Consider the following 16,262-nt stretch of genomic DNA (forward strand, 5'->3'; position numbering starts at 1 on the left):
CTGTCACAGCAACTAACACAAGCACCGTATGTTTGTATTGTTAAACGAATCAAAAAACACGCAACAATATGAGCACAACAGAAAAAACACTGGTTACGATCGAAGCGGTTGTAAACGCACCTGTAGAAAAAGTATGGGAATTATGGAACAACCCCAAACACGTTACGCAATGGAACCACGCGTCGGACGACTGGCATTCGCCCAGCGCTGAGAATGATCTGCGTGTCGGCGGCACATTCCTGTACCGTATGGAAGCAAAGGACGGCAGCTTCGGGTTCGACTTTGGCGGCACTTATGACGATGTTACACCTAACAAACGGCTTGCCTATACCATTGGCGACGGCAGGAAAGTAGAGGTACTGTTTGACGGGCATGGAAATTCGACCAAAATAACCTCGACCTTCGAAGCCGAAAATCAAAATCCCGTTGAAATGCAGCGTGGCGGCTGGCAGGCTATTTTAGATAACTTTAAGAAGTACGCAGAGTCTGCGGCGTAGCCGGTTGATTGAGTTGAGTAGGTTGATTGAGTTGAGTAGGTTGATTGGGTTGAATAAGTTAATTCAGCAAAACCCAATCAACCATTTACTTAGTAATTCAGGCCCACATTCGACTCCCCACGAAAACCTTTTGCCGTCCACCTTTCGCCTTAAAATCACTCCACCTTTTTAAAAAGCACATGCTGCACCCTGCCCGAGTTGACCTCGAAGCCGGTGATCTTGTTTTTACCGTCGCGCAGTATGTCCAGGTTATCCATCCACCAGAAATTGCTGGTCAAATGGATATCACCGTAAAGTTTTAAAGGCGAATCGTTGTATTTGGCGTTAGTGAGCACCAGCTTATGGTATTTCAGTACAATACGGTAATTACAATCCAGTTCGGGTGAGTAATAGGTACCTGTATAGGTTTGCAATATTTTATCGGATTTTGATGTGGTATCGTATTTAACCAGCAACCGGTGATTATCGGGCCAATATTGATCGACCTTTATTTTTTTGTCATCCATACCGAATAAAAATTTAACCTCGGGCCGGGTAAACATCTCAAAGGTGTCCTTCGCAGCTTTTATCAAAAGGTTACTCGCGCCGTAGGGCGTTATCCAATACAATTTACCATGGCTGAGGCGGTAAGCAAAATGAGCGCCGTCGGCAGAAAGGTAATCGCCGGTAAACTTTTTAATACCAACGGTATCCGTTAGTACGGCTTGGTTAAAGTCGGTATATTTTTTAGGGACCTCTTTCTTTTTCGGTGAAGGGTCAGCTATAAAAAGGTTAGCCAATTGGTTCGATTTGCCGGAGGGGTCGGCATCGCCCACATTGCTGAATACGATAAATCCCATTTTCAGATCGGGGAAAACGCTGACCGAAGTGCGGAAACCTGCGTCGGCGCCGTTATGCGAATAGCGCTTTTGTCCACGGTAGGTATCAACACCTATACCCATTGCGTAATCCTGTACCTTACCGCTATTAAGTACGGCTTTGGTTGTCAGGGTCTCAATATCCTGTTGGTCGCCCACCTTATGATCATAAAAATTCATTATCCACCGGCTCATGTCAGGGATATTGGTGAACAGACTGGTGGCCCCGGCATTAGAATAGCTCAGCACATCATTTATGAAATGCCCTTTTTCCTTATCATAAGAGTAGGCACGGTTAGGTTCTATCTCTGTATAATCGTCGTGAAAATGGGTGTGATTCATTCCCAGCGGCTTAAAAATAGCCGAGTCGGTAAACTGCCGCAGCGTTTTGCCGGTTACCGATCTTACGATCTCGCCCAGCATGGTAAACCCGCTGTTCGAGTAGCTCCACTCGTCGCCCGGTTTAAAATTGAGCGCCTGTTGTTTACTTAATATTTTGATGATCTGGTCCTCTGTTATCACATCATCAAGCCGCGTGCCTGCAATAGCAAGCAACTGCCATTGATCGCGTATGCCACTGGTGTGGTTCAGCAGGTTACGGATGGTGATCTTCTGTTTCAGGTCGGGGAACCATGTTAAGTATTTCCGGATATCGTCGTCCATGTTCAGTTTACCCTGCCTTGCCAGCAAAACTATGGCATAAGCAGTAAACTGCTTTGAGACCGAAGCCATGTGAAAAATGGTTTCGGGCGTATTGGGAATATTATATTCCAGGTTGGCCATGCCGTATCCCTTTGCATAGATCAGCGAATCGTTACGGACGATGCCTATGGTAAAACCGGCACTTTTGTTATTATCCCAGTATTTAAACAGGCTGTCTATCTTTTTAGCGGTTGCATTGGGTATGGCCTGTGAAAAGGCAGCGCTGGTGGCGATGAATGCGAATAGCAGGGCGAAAATGTGTTTCAGGAAGGTTCTCATAACTTGGCTTGAGCTATAAATTTACAGAATCCGGGCCGAATTGCAAGCCTGAAGCTATGACGCCTCAAAACCTAAAACGTCACAGATCCACCGTCAAACCCAAAAAACTACTGCTTAAAAATCATCGCCAGCTGCCTGTCCAGCAGTACATCGGCGTGCACATTGTTGCTGTCGCCGTAGCGGCCTATGATCTTACCCGATGGGTCGATCAGTATCTGTGTGGGCATGTAATGCACCGAATATTTATCGGCAAGGTCGTTATCGGTACCGTTGCCGCTTAGCACGTTCACCCATTCGCCAAGTTTGTCTTTTTCAACTGCGTTCTTCCAAGCCTTCGGCGAGGCATCATTATCGGCTATGCTGATAACTACAAAACCTTTGGCCTTGTATTTATTGTACACGTCCATCAATCGCGCGTTGTTTTGCCTGCTGTTGTGGTTCCAACTTGCCCAAAAATCGAGCAATATATAACTGCCGCGGCATTCGGTGAGTGATACCCCATTTCCATTGATGTCGGTTGATATAAAGTCTGAAGCCAGGTTACCCGGCTGTACAGCCTCCACCTTTTTGATGGCAGCGGCCAAGCGTTGCCCGTCGGGGCTTTGTTTCATGTACGCAGGCAGCATGCCGTAAATAAGCTTCGACGAATCGAGCCCGAGTTGCGGTACAAAGGAGATCGCTTCGTGTAAGGTTACGTAGGACCGCGGATGCGTCAAAAAGAATTGATAGTTAAGCATCTTTAACCGATCCTCATAAGGCGCCAGTTGTGTGCCTATCAGGGCCGCTTGTTCCGCATCCTTCACTTTGTAATAACGATCGTAGATCGGCTGCATTTCCTTGCGGGTATCGGCAGTCCGCTTGTTTAGCTCTACAAATTCATCCTGGCTTTTCGAGCCGATCAGTTTTATTGAATCAGGATGGGAAGGGTCGCCCGACAAATAGATCCGGCCCGGTTCTATATAAAACTCCCGCAACCGGGCATCCAGCGCGCTGTCGGCGAGCATTTCGCCCTGGTCCTTAAAAGCTATCCACGCGCTTACGGGATGATTAAGGCTATCTGTCAAAATAAACCGGTCGCTGGCTATTGGCCTCGACTGGTAAAGGCTTTCGCCCTGGTTGCTTTCGTAATAGATCAGTACCGTATCACGGTGGGCACGGCTCAGGCGGCCATTCATAATAAAGATGCTTTCGGTAGGCGATGAATTCTGTTTCTGCGCCGATGCCTGATGCATGGCAGAAACAAGAAAAATGGCCCCAAAAATAACTTTGATCTTCATTAAGCCATAGAAACGAGTTTTGCAAAAAAAATGTTCCGATTATTTACTTTTATACGAGCATTTTATGACCATCGAGGACCTGCAAAACATCTGCTATCAATTACCCGGGGTAACCGAAGATATAAAGCTGGGCGAACACCTGTGTTTTAACGTGGGCGGGAAGAGCTTTTTGTTTACCTATCCGGGCGGTACTCCGCCATCGGCTTCGTTCAAAGTGCCGGATGAGCTTTTCGAAGAGATTAGTGCCAGGGAAGGTTTACAACCCCAGCCGTATATCGCCCGGTATAAATGGGTGCTGGCAGCCGATATCAACAGCCTGAGCAAAAAGGAATGGGAACACTACATCAGGCAATCGCATGCATTGATCGCAAATAAGCTGCCCGTTAAAGTAAAAAAAGCTTTAGGGCTGTTATAAAAACCGAGCTGCAAATCAACTAATCACCAATCACCGGTTAACCAATCACAAATCACTAACTAAATTTTCGTAATTTCGCCACCTCAAAAAAAGCGAAACAGCGGATGGACTACCAATTTAAAGATATAGAAAAAAAGTGGCAGGAATTTTGGGCCCTCAATCATACCTTTAAGGCTGATAACCAGTCGGACAAGCCAAAATATTATGTGCTGGATATGTTCCCTTACCCGTCGGGCGCGGGGTTGCATGTAGGCCACCCGCTGGGCTATATCGCTTCCGACATTTTTGCACGCTACAAGCGCCTCAAAGGTTTTAACGTGTTGCACCCGATGGGTTACGATAGTTTTGGCCTGCCGGCGGAGCAATATGCTATTCAAACGGGGCAGCATCCGGCTTTAACTACCGAAGCTAATATTAACACCTACCGCCGCCAGCTTGACCAGATCGGTTTCTCATTCGACTGGAGCCGCGAGGTACGCACCAGCTCGCCCGATTTTTATAAATGGACGCAGTGGATTTTTATGCAATTGTTCAATTCGTGGTACAACAAAGCTGCGGATAAGGCCGAAAGTATTGAAAAGCTGGTAAAACATTTTGAGCAGAACGGCTCGGCAGGCATTGATGCCGTTTGCGATGACGAGATACTCACTTTCAGCGCTGCTGAATGGAAAGCATTCAGCCACAACGAGCAGCAGTCCGAATTATTGAAATACCGCCTCACCTACCTGCGCGAAAGCACCGTAAACTGGTGTGCTGCATTGGGAACCGTATTAGCTAACGATGAAGTGAAAGACGGCTTTAGCGAACGCGGTGGTTACCCCGTGGAACAAAAGAAGATGATGCAGTGGAGCATGCGCATTACTGCCTATGCCGAACGCCTGTTGCAGGGCCTGGATAAAATTGACTGGCCGGAACCTTTGAAAGAAATGCAAAGGAACTGGATAGGAAAAAGTACCGGAGCGAGTGTGAGATTTCAGATCTTTGAGGCCGGAAATCAGAGTTCCGATTTCATCGAAGTTTTCACTACCCGTGTCGATACTATTTTCGGCGTAACCTTCCTGGTGCTTGCGCCGGAGCATGAGTTAGTGGGAAGCTTGACGACGCCCGAACAAAAGACTGAGATTGACGCTTATATTGCCCAAACCAAAAAGAAATCGGAGCTTGACCGTATGGCCGATGCCAAAACGGTGTCGGGTGCTTTTACGGGTAGTTATGTTATTAACCCGGTGAACGGCGAAAAAGTGCCGCTTTATATAGCCGATTATGTTTTGGCGGGATATGGCACCGGCGCGGTAATGGCCGTACCATCCGGCGACCAGCGCGATTACCTTTTTGCCAAACATTTCAATTTGCCGATAGTGCCCATTATGGACATTCAAAATATTGAAACCGAAGCCGACCCGACCAAAGAGGGCCGGTATATCAATTCGGATTTCATGGACGGGCTCGACTACAAGGAGGGTACCGCAAAAGTGATCGCCTTTTTGGAAGAGAAAGGCCAGGGTAAAGCCAAGATCAACTACCGCATGCGCGATGCTATATTCGGTCGCCAGCGGTATTGGGGCGAACCGGTGCCGGTTTACTTTAATGAAGGCCTGCCTTATTTGATAGACGAAAAGGATCTGCCTTTGGTATTACCTGAAGTTGATAAATATTTGCCGACAGAAACAGGAGAGCCGCCTTTGGCAAGAGCTTCAAACTGGAAACACCCGGAAGGGCAATATGAGCACTCCACCATGCCCGGCTGGGCCGGCAGCAGCTGGTACTGGTACCGTTACATGGATGCGCACAACGACAAGGAATTCGCATCAAAAAAAGCAATTGACTACTGGAAGGATGTAGACCTTTATATTGGCGGCAGCGAACACGCTACCGGCCACTTACTGTACAGCCGTTTCTGGAACAAGTTTTTGGTGGATATAGGTTTGGGTATTGAAGAAGAGCCTTTCAAAAAACTGATCAACCAGGGGCACATACAGGGAAGGTCGAATTTTGTATTTAGGTTGATCGATGCTGAAGGACGCGGCACAAACACCTTCGTGTCGCACGGGCTCATCAAACAATATAAAACATCCGAACTGCATGTGGACGTGAATATCGTTGATAACGATATCCTCGACATCGATAAGTTCCGCGCATGGCGGGAAGAATATAAGGACGCCGAATTCATTCTCGAAAATGGCAAATACATCTGCGGTGTCGAGATCGAAAAGATGTCGAAATCCAAGTATAACGTTGTAAACCCCGATGTTTTAGTTGAACGCTATGGGGCTGACACTTTGCGCATGTACGAGATGTTTCTCGGTCCGCTGGAACAAAGCAAACCCTGGAACACCAATGGTATCGAAGGCGTGTTCAAGTTTTTGCGGAAATTCTGGAAGCTTTTCCATGATGAGCAGTTCAACTTCCGCGTATCGGATGCCGAGCCATCAAAGGCTGAACTTAAATCACTTCATAAGATCATCCGCAAAGTGGAGGAAGATATCGAGCGCTTTTCGTTCAATACTTCGGTATCCAGCTTTATGATAGCCGTGAATGAGCTTACCGACCTGAAATGCAATAAGAAATCAATTTTGCAGGATTTAGTTGTTGTGTTGTCACCTTATGCTCCCCATATCTGCGAAGAACTGTGGGTGCTGTTAGGTAACGGAGCCGGATCGCTTTCGTATGCGCCGTATCCTAAATTCAACCCGGAATATCTTATTGAAGACGAGTTCTCGTACCCGATCTCCATCAATGGCAAAACCAAAATGAACCTAAATATATCGTTGACACTCGAACCAAAGGCCATCGAAGACTTTGTTCTGGCCAGTGCCGATGTGCAGAAATACCTGGATGGCAAAGCGCCTAAAAAGGTTATCGTGGTAAAGGGGCGTATCGTCAATATCGTTATATAAGAACCCTCCCGCCGACATATTTAATGGAAACGCAAAAAAGGGCGTTTCTGCATTTTCTTGTCCAATTCCGGCCGGCATGTTTGTTATGCTATAGTGCTCAAAATCAATTATTGCTCAACGAAAAAATACCTTTCCGTAATGCAGGATTTAGCATCGCGGGCAAAAGATGTAACGAATCAATGACAATTACAGTCTATGACAAAAAAATGGACAACACGGTGTAACATTTAATCTATTTTCGCCTCCAATTACAAAAATTGCAACAAATGAAACGATTACTTTTACTTATCTTAATCATATCCTGTTCGGTTATAACCGCAAAAGCCCAGTTCGGTACGGGCGGCGGCGGCTCTACAACCGTTGGAAAAATATCAGGAACGCTTGTCGACTCCGTTACAAAGCAGCCTTTGAGTTACGCATCGGTGGCGCTGTTCAGGGCGACAGGCAAAGCGCCGATCAACGGTGTTTTAACTGACGATAAAGGCGGCTTTAAAATAGATGGTGTGAAACCCGGCGACTACAAGATCAGGATCACCTACGTGGGCTATCCTGAAAAATTCGTTGGGGGCATATCCACAACCGACTCCAAACCCGATAAAAACCTGGGTACTGTATTAGTGGTATCGAGCGCAAAGTCCCTGAAAGAAGTGCAGGTTACAGGAACTGCCTCGCTGGTAGAGAATAAGATCGACAAGATCGTTTACAATGCCGAAAAAGACCTTACTGCAGCCGGTGGTAATGCTACAGACGTACTGCAAAAAGTGCCGTTGGTAGCGGTCGACCTGAATGGCAACGTATCTCTGCGTGGCGATAATAATGTGCGTGTATTGATCAATGGCAAACCATCAGGCGCTACGTCGGCAAGTTTATCGGATGTATTGAAAACCATCCCTGCCGACCAGATCAAGAGTATCGAGGTGATCACCTCTCCTTCTGCCAAGTACGATGCGGAAGGCTCAGCAGGTATCATCAACATCATTACCAAGCAAAAGAACATGTCAGGTGTGAGTGGATCGGTAAGCGGAGGTATAGGTACCCGTCAGAATAACGGTAACTTAAACTTTAATTACAATAAGAACCGTTTCAGTTTGAGCATTAACGCCGGCGGTAATCTTACCTGGCCCCAAACTTCGCTTAATACTTTTAACAACGATATTCATCCCGAGGGAACCAATCTGCATTATGCTACCAGTTCTGCCGGTCAAACTTATCTTAAACGCCACGGCGGTATAGGCAACGTATCGGTAAATTATGATTTTAATGCATTCAACAGCATTCATTCCAATATCAGGCTTAACCAGGGCGGATTTGACCCGAATAGCACTAACATATCCAGCTTTACTAATTTTAACCATCCCGACTCCAACAGTACTTATACAAGCCGCGGCACAAGCCACAATACTTTCGGCGGGTTTGACTGGAACCTGGATTATACGCACAAATTCAAAAAAGAAGGTCATGAACTGGACATATCAACCCAGTGGAGCCATAGCAAGATCGTAACCGATTATATGACGCGTTATACAGCGCAGTATCCAAACCAAAAGAATAATATAGACGGGCTGAATAATGAATATACCGCGCAAGTGGATTACACCAACCCGTTGACCAAAAAATTAAAACTGGAAGCAGGCGGAAAGGAGATCATCAGGAGGATAAACAGTAATTCCGACCTGTTTATGCCTGACCCGCAAAATTCGGATGGGTTCATTCCTGATGCACTTGGATCAAGCACTTATGACTATAATCAAAATGTAACAGCAGGCTATTCCGTATTCACCATTACCCTGCCAAAAGGGTATTCGATATTGGCAGGCGTTCGCGATGAGTACACGACTATTCATGCTGTTCCTCAATCGCTTGGGCAGAATCTACAGCCATTTGACCTTAATTATAACACGTTTGTTCCGAGCCTGACGTTACAAAAACAGATCAGTACAACACAAACCGTTAAGCTGGCTTACAGTAAACGTATCACCCGCCCGAGTCTGCAATTTTTGAATCCTTATGTTAATACGAACAATAATCAGGCTGCAACAGAAGGCAACCCAACTTTGTCGCCGGAAATATCGCAGACTTATGAGCTTGACTACATAACCTTTATCGGTGGCTCTGTACTGAACTTCTCAGCTTATTACAGGCACACGGCTAATGTGATCGAAAACATTGCGGTAGGAACAGCGGCAAACCAGGGAACTTTGAGTACCTATCAAAACGCTGCAGAAAATAACTCCTTTGGTGGCAGTTTCTTTGGTTCAGTAAGCCCCTGGAAACCGTTAACCCTTCGCGCCAGTATCAACGTTTATACCTACAATCCAACCGCCTACGCACAGTACCAGCAATATTTTTCGCAAACGGGTGTCTACTGGCAATATAGCGGTTTCGCTTCGGCAGAGCTGGATCTCAAAAATGGTTTCATAGCACAGGTATTTACCTTTGGCAGCTCGCCGCGCCGCACTATCCAGGGTAGCAGTCCGTCTTTCAGCTTATTGGGAGCCGGAATTCGCAAACAATTCCTGAATAAGAAAGCATCCATAGGTATCAACACCTTGGAGCCATTTAATAAATACAAGAATTTCAACACCAGCACACAAAGCGCCGGACTTAGCCAAACAAGTACTTTCGCATTTCCGTTCCGGTCAGTGGGCTTAACGCTTAGCTATAGCTTTGGTAAAGTTACCTTTAGCAATCAGCAGAAGAAAGGTGTCAACAATGATGACATGAAACAAGGCGACCAGGGCGTCGGCGGTGCTGGCGGCGCGCCGGGCAGCCGTTAAAATGCGCTAATAAGCAAATTAAAAATGTGCAGATGATTCAACTCATCTGCACATTTTTTTTATCTCAAACAGCATCAACGTCAATGCCTATTCGTTTGAGCAATAGCGAGGCATTGAACGTTTTACACTCGCCATGTTTTAGTTTGTAATCGAACAGCATTTCGCCGCTTTCGATCCTGATATCGAAATAAAAATTGCGCACGTAATCTGGGTATTCCGTTTCCAACTGGGCTATTTGCAGGTCGTGCGTGGCGACCATCCCGACACCCTTCTTGCTGATGAGCTGTTTGATAACCGCTTTTGAGCCGAGGTATTTATCTACCGAATTCGTCCCCCGCAGCATCTCGTCGATCAGGAAGAACACTTTAGGCTGCGTTTCAACGGCGGCAAGTAGCATTTGCAAGCGGTCAAGCTCAGCTTTAAATGTCGATGTGCTTTCGTTCAGCGAATCTTTGATGCGCATATAGGTGATCACCGTAATGACAGACACCTCCATTTCGTCGGCACAAACCGGTGCACCGCATAGCGCCAGTACGCTGTTAATGCCGATGGTGCGCAGGAAGGTACTCTTACCCGCCATGTTGGAACCGGTGATGATGTCGATGTTTAAACTATCATTCAGTTCGTAATCATTTTCAATTCTCGTGTCAGCGGCAATCAGCGGGTGAGCTATATTTCTGGCGGTGACGGTGTAGTGTTCGCCATCCGCAATTTCCGCGAAACACCACCCGGGACAATTGACATGCAGGCTTGCCAGGCTGATAAGCGCCTCGTATTCGGCTATCACATCAAAAGCCGCTTCCAGGTCGTGTTGATTGCTCCGTTTCCAATTCTCAATGGCTATCACAAACCGTATATCCCAAACCAGCGTTGCATTCAGCACAAAGCCTATCATCATATTCAGCCTTGCGTTAAGGTTGTTAATCAGAACAGACAATTGTTTTATTGTTGCAGAAGTACTTTTATCCTTTTCCTTCCTGATCTTTCCCGCAAGAGCCGAATTCAGGCGCGATTGCCAATGGACGCCTTCGATGCTGTTGAACACCGCCGAATACCGCTTTAAAGTATCGCCGATCTTCCCGGCTATCAGGTCGGTTTTGCTGGTGTATTCGTGCCGGTACGACGATATGAAATAATTGATCAACGCCATGCCAATGGCGCCGTATTTAAGTTCGGGATAAAAAATTGCCACGACCAACAGGATAAAAAATAAGGCCGGACCAATGATAATATACTTGCTAAGCCATTTCTCGCCCGGCAGGTCGAGCGTGGTATCGAGGTAAGTAAAAAACTGTTTCAGTTCATCCCTATTGTTGGTATTGGCGAAAAAGAGCCGGGCCTGCATGTCCAGTTTCCAGTCGTTCTTCCGGCCGATCTCGCGGATAGCGTCCTGCCGTTCAGATATGACCTCTTTCGGCGCAGGCGACATGAGCCACGACGCCAGCTTGTCCCTTCCATGCGATGTTGCCGCGCGGTTGGCCAGGTTAAATAACGAGCCACCGGCAAAAATATCCAGGTCGGATGTGTAATAGTGCCTTTCGTCATAGTAAGCTGCGCCATTATCGTATAGGTTAGCATAACTCTCAATACTGTTTATCTCGTTCTCATTAACCTTTTCAAAATGCTGATAATACTCTTTTTGCGCGGTAAACCAGGCCTGTTTGGATACCAGCCAATTAAAGACCACCGCCAGTATGATAAAACAGGCGAAAAACATACCCAGGCTCTCGAATTTCACCGAGAAGTAGATCGACAACAGCACCAATGCAAACGCGGTGAGCCGCATCAGCGAATAGAAGTTTATCTTTTTCTCATAAAGTTTTACCTGTTCCTGAGCCAGCAAAATATTTTGCTGGTATTGTTGAATCATCGGGTTATCCATACAAAGCAAATAAAGCAATTTTAAACGCTTATATTTTAAATAATTCGTTGCTTTGTTATATGAAGATCACGCTGCTGATAATCGGCAAAACGGAAGAGAACTGGTTAAAAGAGGGTATAGACAAATACCTGAAACGTCTGAAATTTTACGGCAAGGTTGAAATTGCCGAAATACCGGAACTAAAAAACACCAAAGCGCTTACACGGGACCAACAAAAAGCAAAGGAGGCGGAGCTTATCCTGAAACGCCTGCTGCCCACCGACCATATTATCCTGCTGGATGAAAAAGGTGTACAACTGACATCGCGGCAGTTTGCGGAGTATCTCGACAAAAAAGCGGTTAGCCCGGTGAGCAACCTTGTGTTTATTGTCGGGGGGCCTTACGGCTTTGACGAATCGGTTTACCAAAAAGCTAATGATAAGCTGTCGCTGTCAAAAATGACATTCTCGCACCAGATGGTACGCCTGTTTTTTGCCGAGCAGCTTTACCGGGCCTTCACCATCCTGAAAGGCGAGCCCTATCATCACGATTGAGGCTAACGGTAAGGCATTTGTAAAATAACGCGCCGAACTATAATTAAGTTGTTGATAAATGCGTTTATTGGTAATTTTGAGCGATATCCCAAAAATATGCATCAGATACTGATCGAACTCATCTCGGTAAAATTTATCATTTTATACATCCTGGTCATTTCCACTGTTATCGTTCACTACCGCGGTAAGGTTCGCTACAAGTTTTTCAGGCAATTAACCGACCATTCTACCTTCATGGCGCCTATTAACGTGCCCATGTATGCACTGTCGGGGGTCGAGAACAAGCCTTATATCAAAACATCCAATTTCCCGCAACTGGATGCCCTGCGTAACAACTGGCAAGTGATACGTGACGAGGCTTTGCAACTCGAGCGGGAGGAACTGATCAAAGGCTCGGACAAATACAACGATGCAGGGTTCAATTCATTTTTCAGGCGCGGCTGGAAACGGTTTTACCTGAAATGGTATAACGATTTTCACCCTTCTGCAAAAAAATACTGCCCGCAAACCTGCGAGCTGATCAAAGGTATTCCACAGGTAAAAGCCGCCATGTTTGCCGTGTTGCCCGCCGGAAGCGAATTGTTGCAGCACCGCGACCCTTATGCCGGCTCGCTGCGTTACCACCTTGGGTTGATCACGCCGAATTCTGAAAAATGCCATATCATCGTCGACGGGCAAAGCTATGCCTGGAAAGACGGCGAAGATGTGATCTTCGACGAAACCTATATTCATTGGGCCGAAAATAAGACAGATATAGACCGGATCATCCTGTTTTGCGACATCCAGCGACCGGTAAAAACCATTTTCGGCAGGGCATGGAATAAGTTCTTCGGCTGGTTTATCATGGCCTCGGGCGCATCGCCTAACATGGGCGGCGATAAAACAGGAAATATCAATAAGGCATTCAAGTATGTATACTCTATCAGGCGGCTCGGCAAGGCTATAAAAGCTTACAACCGCAGGCTATATTATGCCATTAAATACTTGCTGGTGCTGGTTATCCTGTACTTCGCTTTTTTCAGGTGGATCATAAATCTGATTTTTAAACACTAAATTTGCTGCATGTCAGCAGGTCACGATCATTCGCATTCCCATGGACATGGGCATCATCACCACGATCACACCCCGAAACTGGATCATCTGAATACCGCCTTTATTGTGGGTATTATTTTGAATTCGGCTTTTGTGGTATTGGAAGTAATAGCCGGTTTGTGGAGCCATTCGCTTTCCCTGTTAACCGATGCCGGCCACAATTTAAGCGACGTTGCTGGTCTTGCGCTGGCGCTGCTTGCCTTTAAACTGAGTAAAGTTGGTTCGAGCCGCGAATATACTTACGGCTACAAACGTTCCACCATTATCGTATCTTTTTTTAATGCCCTGGTGCTTTTCATCGCCGTCGGCTTCATCGGCTACGAGGCCATTATGCGTTTTATCCACCAGGAAACCGTAGAAGGCGGTACCATGGCCTGGGTGGCATTTGCCGGCATAGGCGTTAATGCATTTACCGCTTACCTTTTTGTAAAAGACAAAGATAAGGACCTGAATGTAAAAGGCGCTTACCTGCACATGGCGGTAGATGCCATTGTATCATTCGGCGTGGTGGTATCAGGTGCCATCATATACTTTACCAAATTATATTGGATAGACAGCGTTGTGAGCCTTATTGTGGCCATCGTGATCCTGCGCGGTACATGGAGCCTGCTGATCGACAGCCTTCGCCTGGAGATGGACGGCGTACCAAAAGAAATGGACCTGGAAAAGATCAAACAGGAACTCAAAAAAGCGGATGGCGTGCTTGATGTTCACCATGTCCATGTGTGGGCACTCAGCACCACGGAAAACGCCTTAACGGCACATTTGGTGATAGACCCAGGATCGGCGTTGTCTTTTGACAACATCAAACACGATCTGCGTCACCGGCTGGAACATTTATCCATCAGCCACAGCACTTTCGAGCCGGAGTTTGAAAATGAGAAATGTGTAAAGGTGGGGTGTTAAACCCCTAACCCATAAAGGGGAACAAATGCTTCCTCTTTAGGGGCCGGGGGCTTTATTTCTTAGTCTTGACTACTTTAGCCTCTTCCTTTTTTTCTTCGCCCTCTTTTTTGCCCTTTTTCTCTTTTTTGGGTTCTTTCTTTTCCTCCGCAGGGGCAGTAGCAACTACTTCTTCTTTTACCGGTTCTTCGGCAGCAACTTCCGCAGGTGGTTCTTCACTGAACAGCGGCATATCTTTCATGATGTGATACCACGATACGATCTTTTTCATATCAGAGGCATAAACTTTTTCTTCATCATGATCGGCCGCTACCTCCCTGAAAAGCTGGCGCAGCACTTTACCATCGGCCTTCGCATCGGGAACACTTTTAAGGGTCTTCATCCGCTCGAATATATCCACCAGCCTGATATCCTCTTCGTCACCAAAAATGGTGATCTCGTCCAGCGCCGCTATTTTAGCGGTCGACAGGTTGACAACCAACTTGATTTTCTGCACATCCAAGCTTTCCAGTATAAAGCCCGTTTTATTCTGAGCCAGGGCCTTCCATAAACCTGGTTTACCCGCTACAGCTACTATTCCTCGTAAATTCATTTTTATAGTTGATTGCGTTGATCAGGTTGAATGATTGACTGAAAAATATCAACCATTCAGCTTATTCAACAACTCACTTAATCCTCAATTACCTCGATACTCAATATCTTATCACCCTGGCGGATATCGTCAACCACGTCAACGTTCTCAACCACTTTACCAAAGCAGGTATGGTTCCTGTCGAGGTGAGCTGTATTGGTGCGGCTGTGGCAGATAAAAAATTGCGAACCACCTGTATTACGTCCTGCGTGTGCCATGGATAATACACCACGATCGTGGTATTGGTTGTCGCCGGTCAGTTCACAATCAATGTGGTAGCCCGGGCCACCGCTGCCGGCTTTATAAGCGGTTTCGGGGCTGCGCGAGTATGGGCACCCGCCCTGTATCACAAAATTCGGTATCACGCGGTGAAAAGTCAATCCGTCATAAAAACCTTCTTTGGCCAGTTTCTTAAAATTTGCTACGGTATTTGGCGCATCCTTGTCGTAAAACTCAACGGTCATTTCGCCTTTGGCAGTCTTTATTATTGCTTTGCTCATTTCTGTTCTTAATAAGAGGCTGCAAAGTTAACAAAAAAGGATAAAGGCAAAAGGTGAAAGGATAAAGGTTTAAAGTACGCGGTTTTTTTGTCCAGCAGAAAAAAGGAATTACGCTGCCATACATAATGTTTGGGTGACAGATTCGTTAAATTTAGTTAAATCGCAATCAATTGGATAATACCGTTGACGCAGAATTATTACATTTGAAAGCAAGTATGTTTAAAAACTGTTCTAAATTCTTCTCCGCCACAAGGGCCATTACTCTTTGTGGTTTGATGATTTTATTCGTAAGCGGAGTGCGTGCCCAGGATAATCTGACTGGTCGTATTTACGAGGCCAAAACCAAGGTGATGCTGCCGGGAATAATCGTCAAAAACCTGAAAACGCAAAGCACCACCATTTCCGACCACACCGGGGCTTATTCGATACCGGCGCACATTGGCGACCTGGTGGTTTTTAGTGCCTTTTCGTATGTGCCTGATACCCTGTATGTAACCAGCCTGAAATACACCGAGATATCGCTGGTACTAAAATCTAATATGTTGAATGAGGTAAGGGTTACCGGCCAGGAAACGAGACTGGGCAACCTTAAGGCCGCCCCTACCCTGTCGCCCATTAACAGCCAGGCATTAACTTATTCAACCGATAGCAAAGGAAACTATACCGGCGGACTGACCGCGCACATATTTGATTCGCATAGCGCCGAAAATAAGAGAAAGCACGAGGCACAGGTGACAAAGGATGAGGCCATCAAAAACAAGATTGCTGAAATATTCAGCCCGAAAGGCCTGAAAGATTATATCCCATTGGAAGGGCAGGAAATGCAGAATTTTATTGTCACCTATACGCCCGACATTAAAACCTATACTGATCCCAATTTTAACCTGACCACTTACATCAACGACAGTTACCAGGAATTTTTGAAAATACCGGAAAGTGAACGTAAGTCGAAAACCTTTCAGCAGATACTGAAGCCGGCCGACCAATAATAGCTGTCACAAATATTCGTTACATTTGGAT

13 protein-coding genes are annotated in these 16,262 nt (G+C 46.2%); 8 read left to right on the top strand and 5 right to left on the bottom strand.

Going from position 1 to position 16,262, the window contains the following annotated elements:
• Nucleotides 1-68 precede the first annotated feature (68 nt).
• Nucleotides 69-497: an SRPBCC family protein gene (locus tag FRZ54_RS22980; RefSeq protein ID WP_147034144.1), complete on the top strand. Its 429-nt coding sequence runs from the start codon at nucleotides 69-71 to the stop codon at nucleotides 495-497.
• A gap of 155 nt (nucleotides 498-652) precedes the next feature.
• Here the strand turns inward: FRZ54_RS22980 and FRZ54_RS22985 are convergent, their stop codons facing one another.
• Nucleotides 653-2,335: a serine hydrolase domain-containing protein gene (locus FRZ54_RS22985; protein WP_147034145.1), complete on the bottom strand. Its 1,683-nt coding sequence runs from the start codon at nucleotides 2,333-2,335 to the stop codon at nucleotides 653-655.
• A gap of 107 nt (nucleotides 2,336-2,442) precedes the next feature.
• A complete protein-coding gene (locus FRZ54_RS22990) occupies nucleotides 2,443-3,612 on the bottom strand; it encodes a TlpA disulfide reductase family protein (RefSeq protein WP_147034146.1) in 1,170 nt (389 codons plus the stop codon).
• Nucleotides 3,613-3,676: 64 nt separating this feature from the next.
• Between FRZ54_RS22990 and FRZ54_RS22995 the strand changes: the two genes are divergently transcribed.
• The 3 genes from FRZ54_RS22995 (at nucleotide 3,677) to FRZ54_RS23005 (ending at nucleotide 9,701) form a co-directional block, all read left to right on the top strand.
• On the top strand, nucleotides 3,677-4,027 hold the full coding sequence (locus FRZ54_RS22995) for an MmcQ/YjbR family DNA-binding protein (RefSeq protein ID WP_147034147.1): 351 nt from the start codon (nucleotides 3,677-3,679) through the stop codon (nucleotides 4,025-4,027).
• Nucleotides 4,028-4,131: 104 nt separating this feature from the next.
• A complete protein-coding gene (gene leuS / locus FRZ54_RS23000) occupies nucleotides 4,132-6,924 on the top strand; it encodes a leucine--tRNA ligase (protein ID WP_147034148.1) in 2,793 nt (930 codons plus the stop codon).
• Nucleotides 6,925-7,190: 266 nt separating this feature from the next.
• Nucleotides 7,191-9,701 carry an outer membrane beta-barrel family protein gene (locus tag FRZ54_RS23005; protein WP_147034149.1) on the top strand — a complete coding sequence of 837 codons (2,511 nt, stop codon included), beginning with the start codon at nucleotides 7,191-7,193 and terminating at the stop codon, nucleotides 9,699-9,701.
• A 64-nt stretch (nucleotides 9,702-9,765) separates the two neighbouring features.
• On the opposite strand, the gene FRZ54_RS23010 is transcribed toward FRZ54_RS23005, so the two are convergent.
• Nucleotides 9,766-11,571, bottom strand: a complete 1,806-nt coding sequence (locus FRZ54_RS23010) for a MutS-related protein (RefSeq protein ID WP_187359701.1) — start codon at nucleotides 11,569-11,571, stop codon at nucleotides 9,766-9,768.
• Between the two features lie 71 nt (nucleotides 11,572-11,642).
• Between FRZ54_RS23010 and rlmH the strand changes: the two genes are divergently transcribed.
• From rlmH to FRZ54_RS23025, 3 genes are all read left to right on the top strand, one after another.
• Nucleotides 11,643-12,116, top strand: coding sequence for a 23S rRNA (pseudouridine(1915)-N(3))-methyltransferase RlmH (gene rlmH / locus FRZ54_RS23015; RefSeq protein ID WP_147034151.1), 474 nt, complete (start codon nucleotides 11,643-11,645; stop codon nucleotides 12,114-12,116).
• A gap of 96 nt (nucleotides 12,117-12,212) precedes the next feature.
• The gene (locus FRZ54_RS23020; RefSeq protein WP_147034152.1) at nucleotides 12,213-13,169 is read left to right on the top strand and encodes an aspartyl/asparaginyl beta-hydroxylase domain-containing protein; all 957 of its coding nucleotides are present in this window, start codon (nucleotides 12,213-12,215) and stop codon (nucleotides 13,167-13,169) included.
• Between the two features lie 9 nt (nucleotides 13,170-13,178).
• Nucleotides 13,179-14,114, top strand: a complete 936-nt coding sequence (locus FRZ54_RS23025; RefSeq protein ID WP_147034153.1) for a cation diffusion facilitator family transporter — start codon at nucleotides 13,179-13,181, stop codon at nucleotides 14,112-14,114.
• Nucleotides 14,115-14,166: 52 nt separating this feature from the next.
• On the opposite strand, the gene FRZ54_RS23030 is transcribed toward FRZ54_RS23025, so the two are convergent.
• Complete coding sequence (locus FRZ54_RS23030) at nucleotides 14,167-14,703, bottom strand: DUF5606 family protein (protein WP_147034154.1); 537 nt, start codon at nucleotides 14,701-14,703, stop codon at nucleotides 14,167-14,169.
• A 77-nt stretch (nucleotides 14,704-14,780) separates the two neighbouring features.
• A complete protein-coding gene (locus FRZ54_RS23035) occupies nucleotides 14,781-15,242 on the bottom strand; it encodes a peptidylprolyl isomerase (RefSeq protein WP_147034155.1) in 462 nt (153 codons plus the stop codon).
• Between the two features lie 272 nt (nucleotides 15,243-15,514).
• Between FRZ54_RS23035 and FRZ54_RS23040 the strand changes: the two genes are divergently transcribed.
• Nucleotides 15,515-16,231, top strand: a complete 717-nt coding sequence (locus FRZ54_RS23040) for a hypothetical protein (RefSeq protein ID WP_147034156.1) — start codon at nucleotides 15,515-15,517, stop codon at nucleotides 16,229-16,231.
• Nucleotides 16,232-16,262: the final 31 nt, after the last annotated feature.

Origin of the sequence: Mucilaginibacter ginsenosidivorans (assembly GCF_007971025.1) — a bacterium.
GTDB lineage: Bacteria > Bacteroidota > Bacteroidia > Sphingobacteriales > Sphingobacteriaceae > Mucilaginibacter > Mucilaginibacter ginsenosidivorans.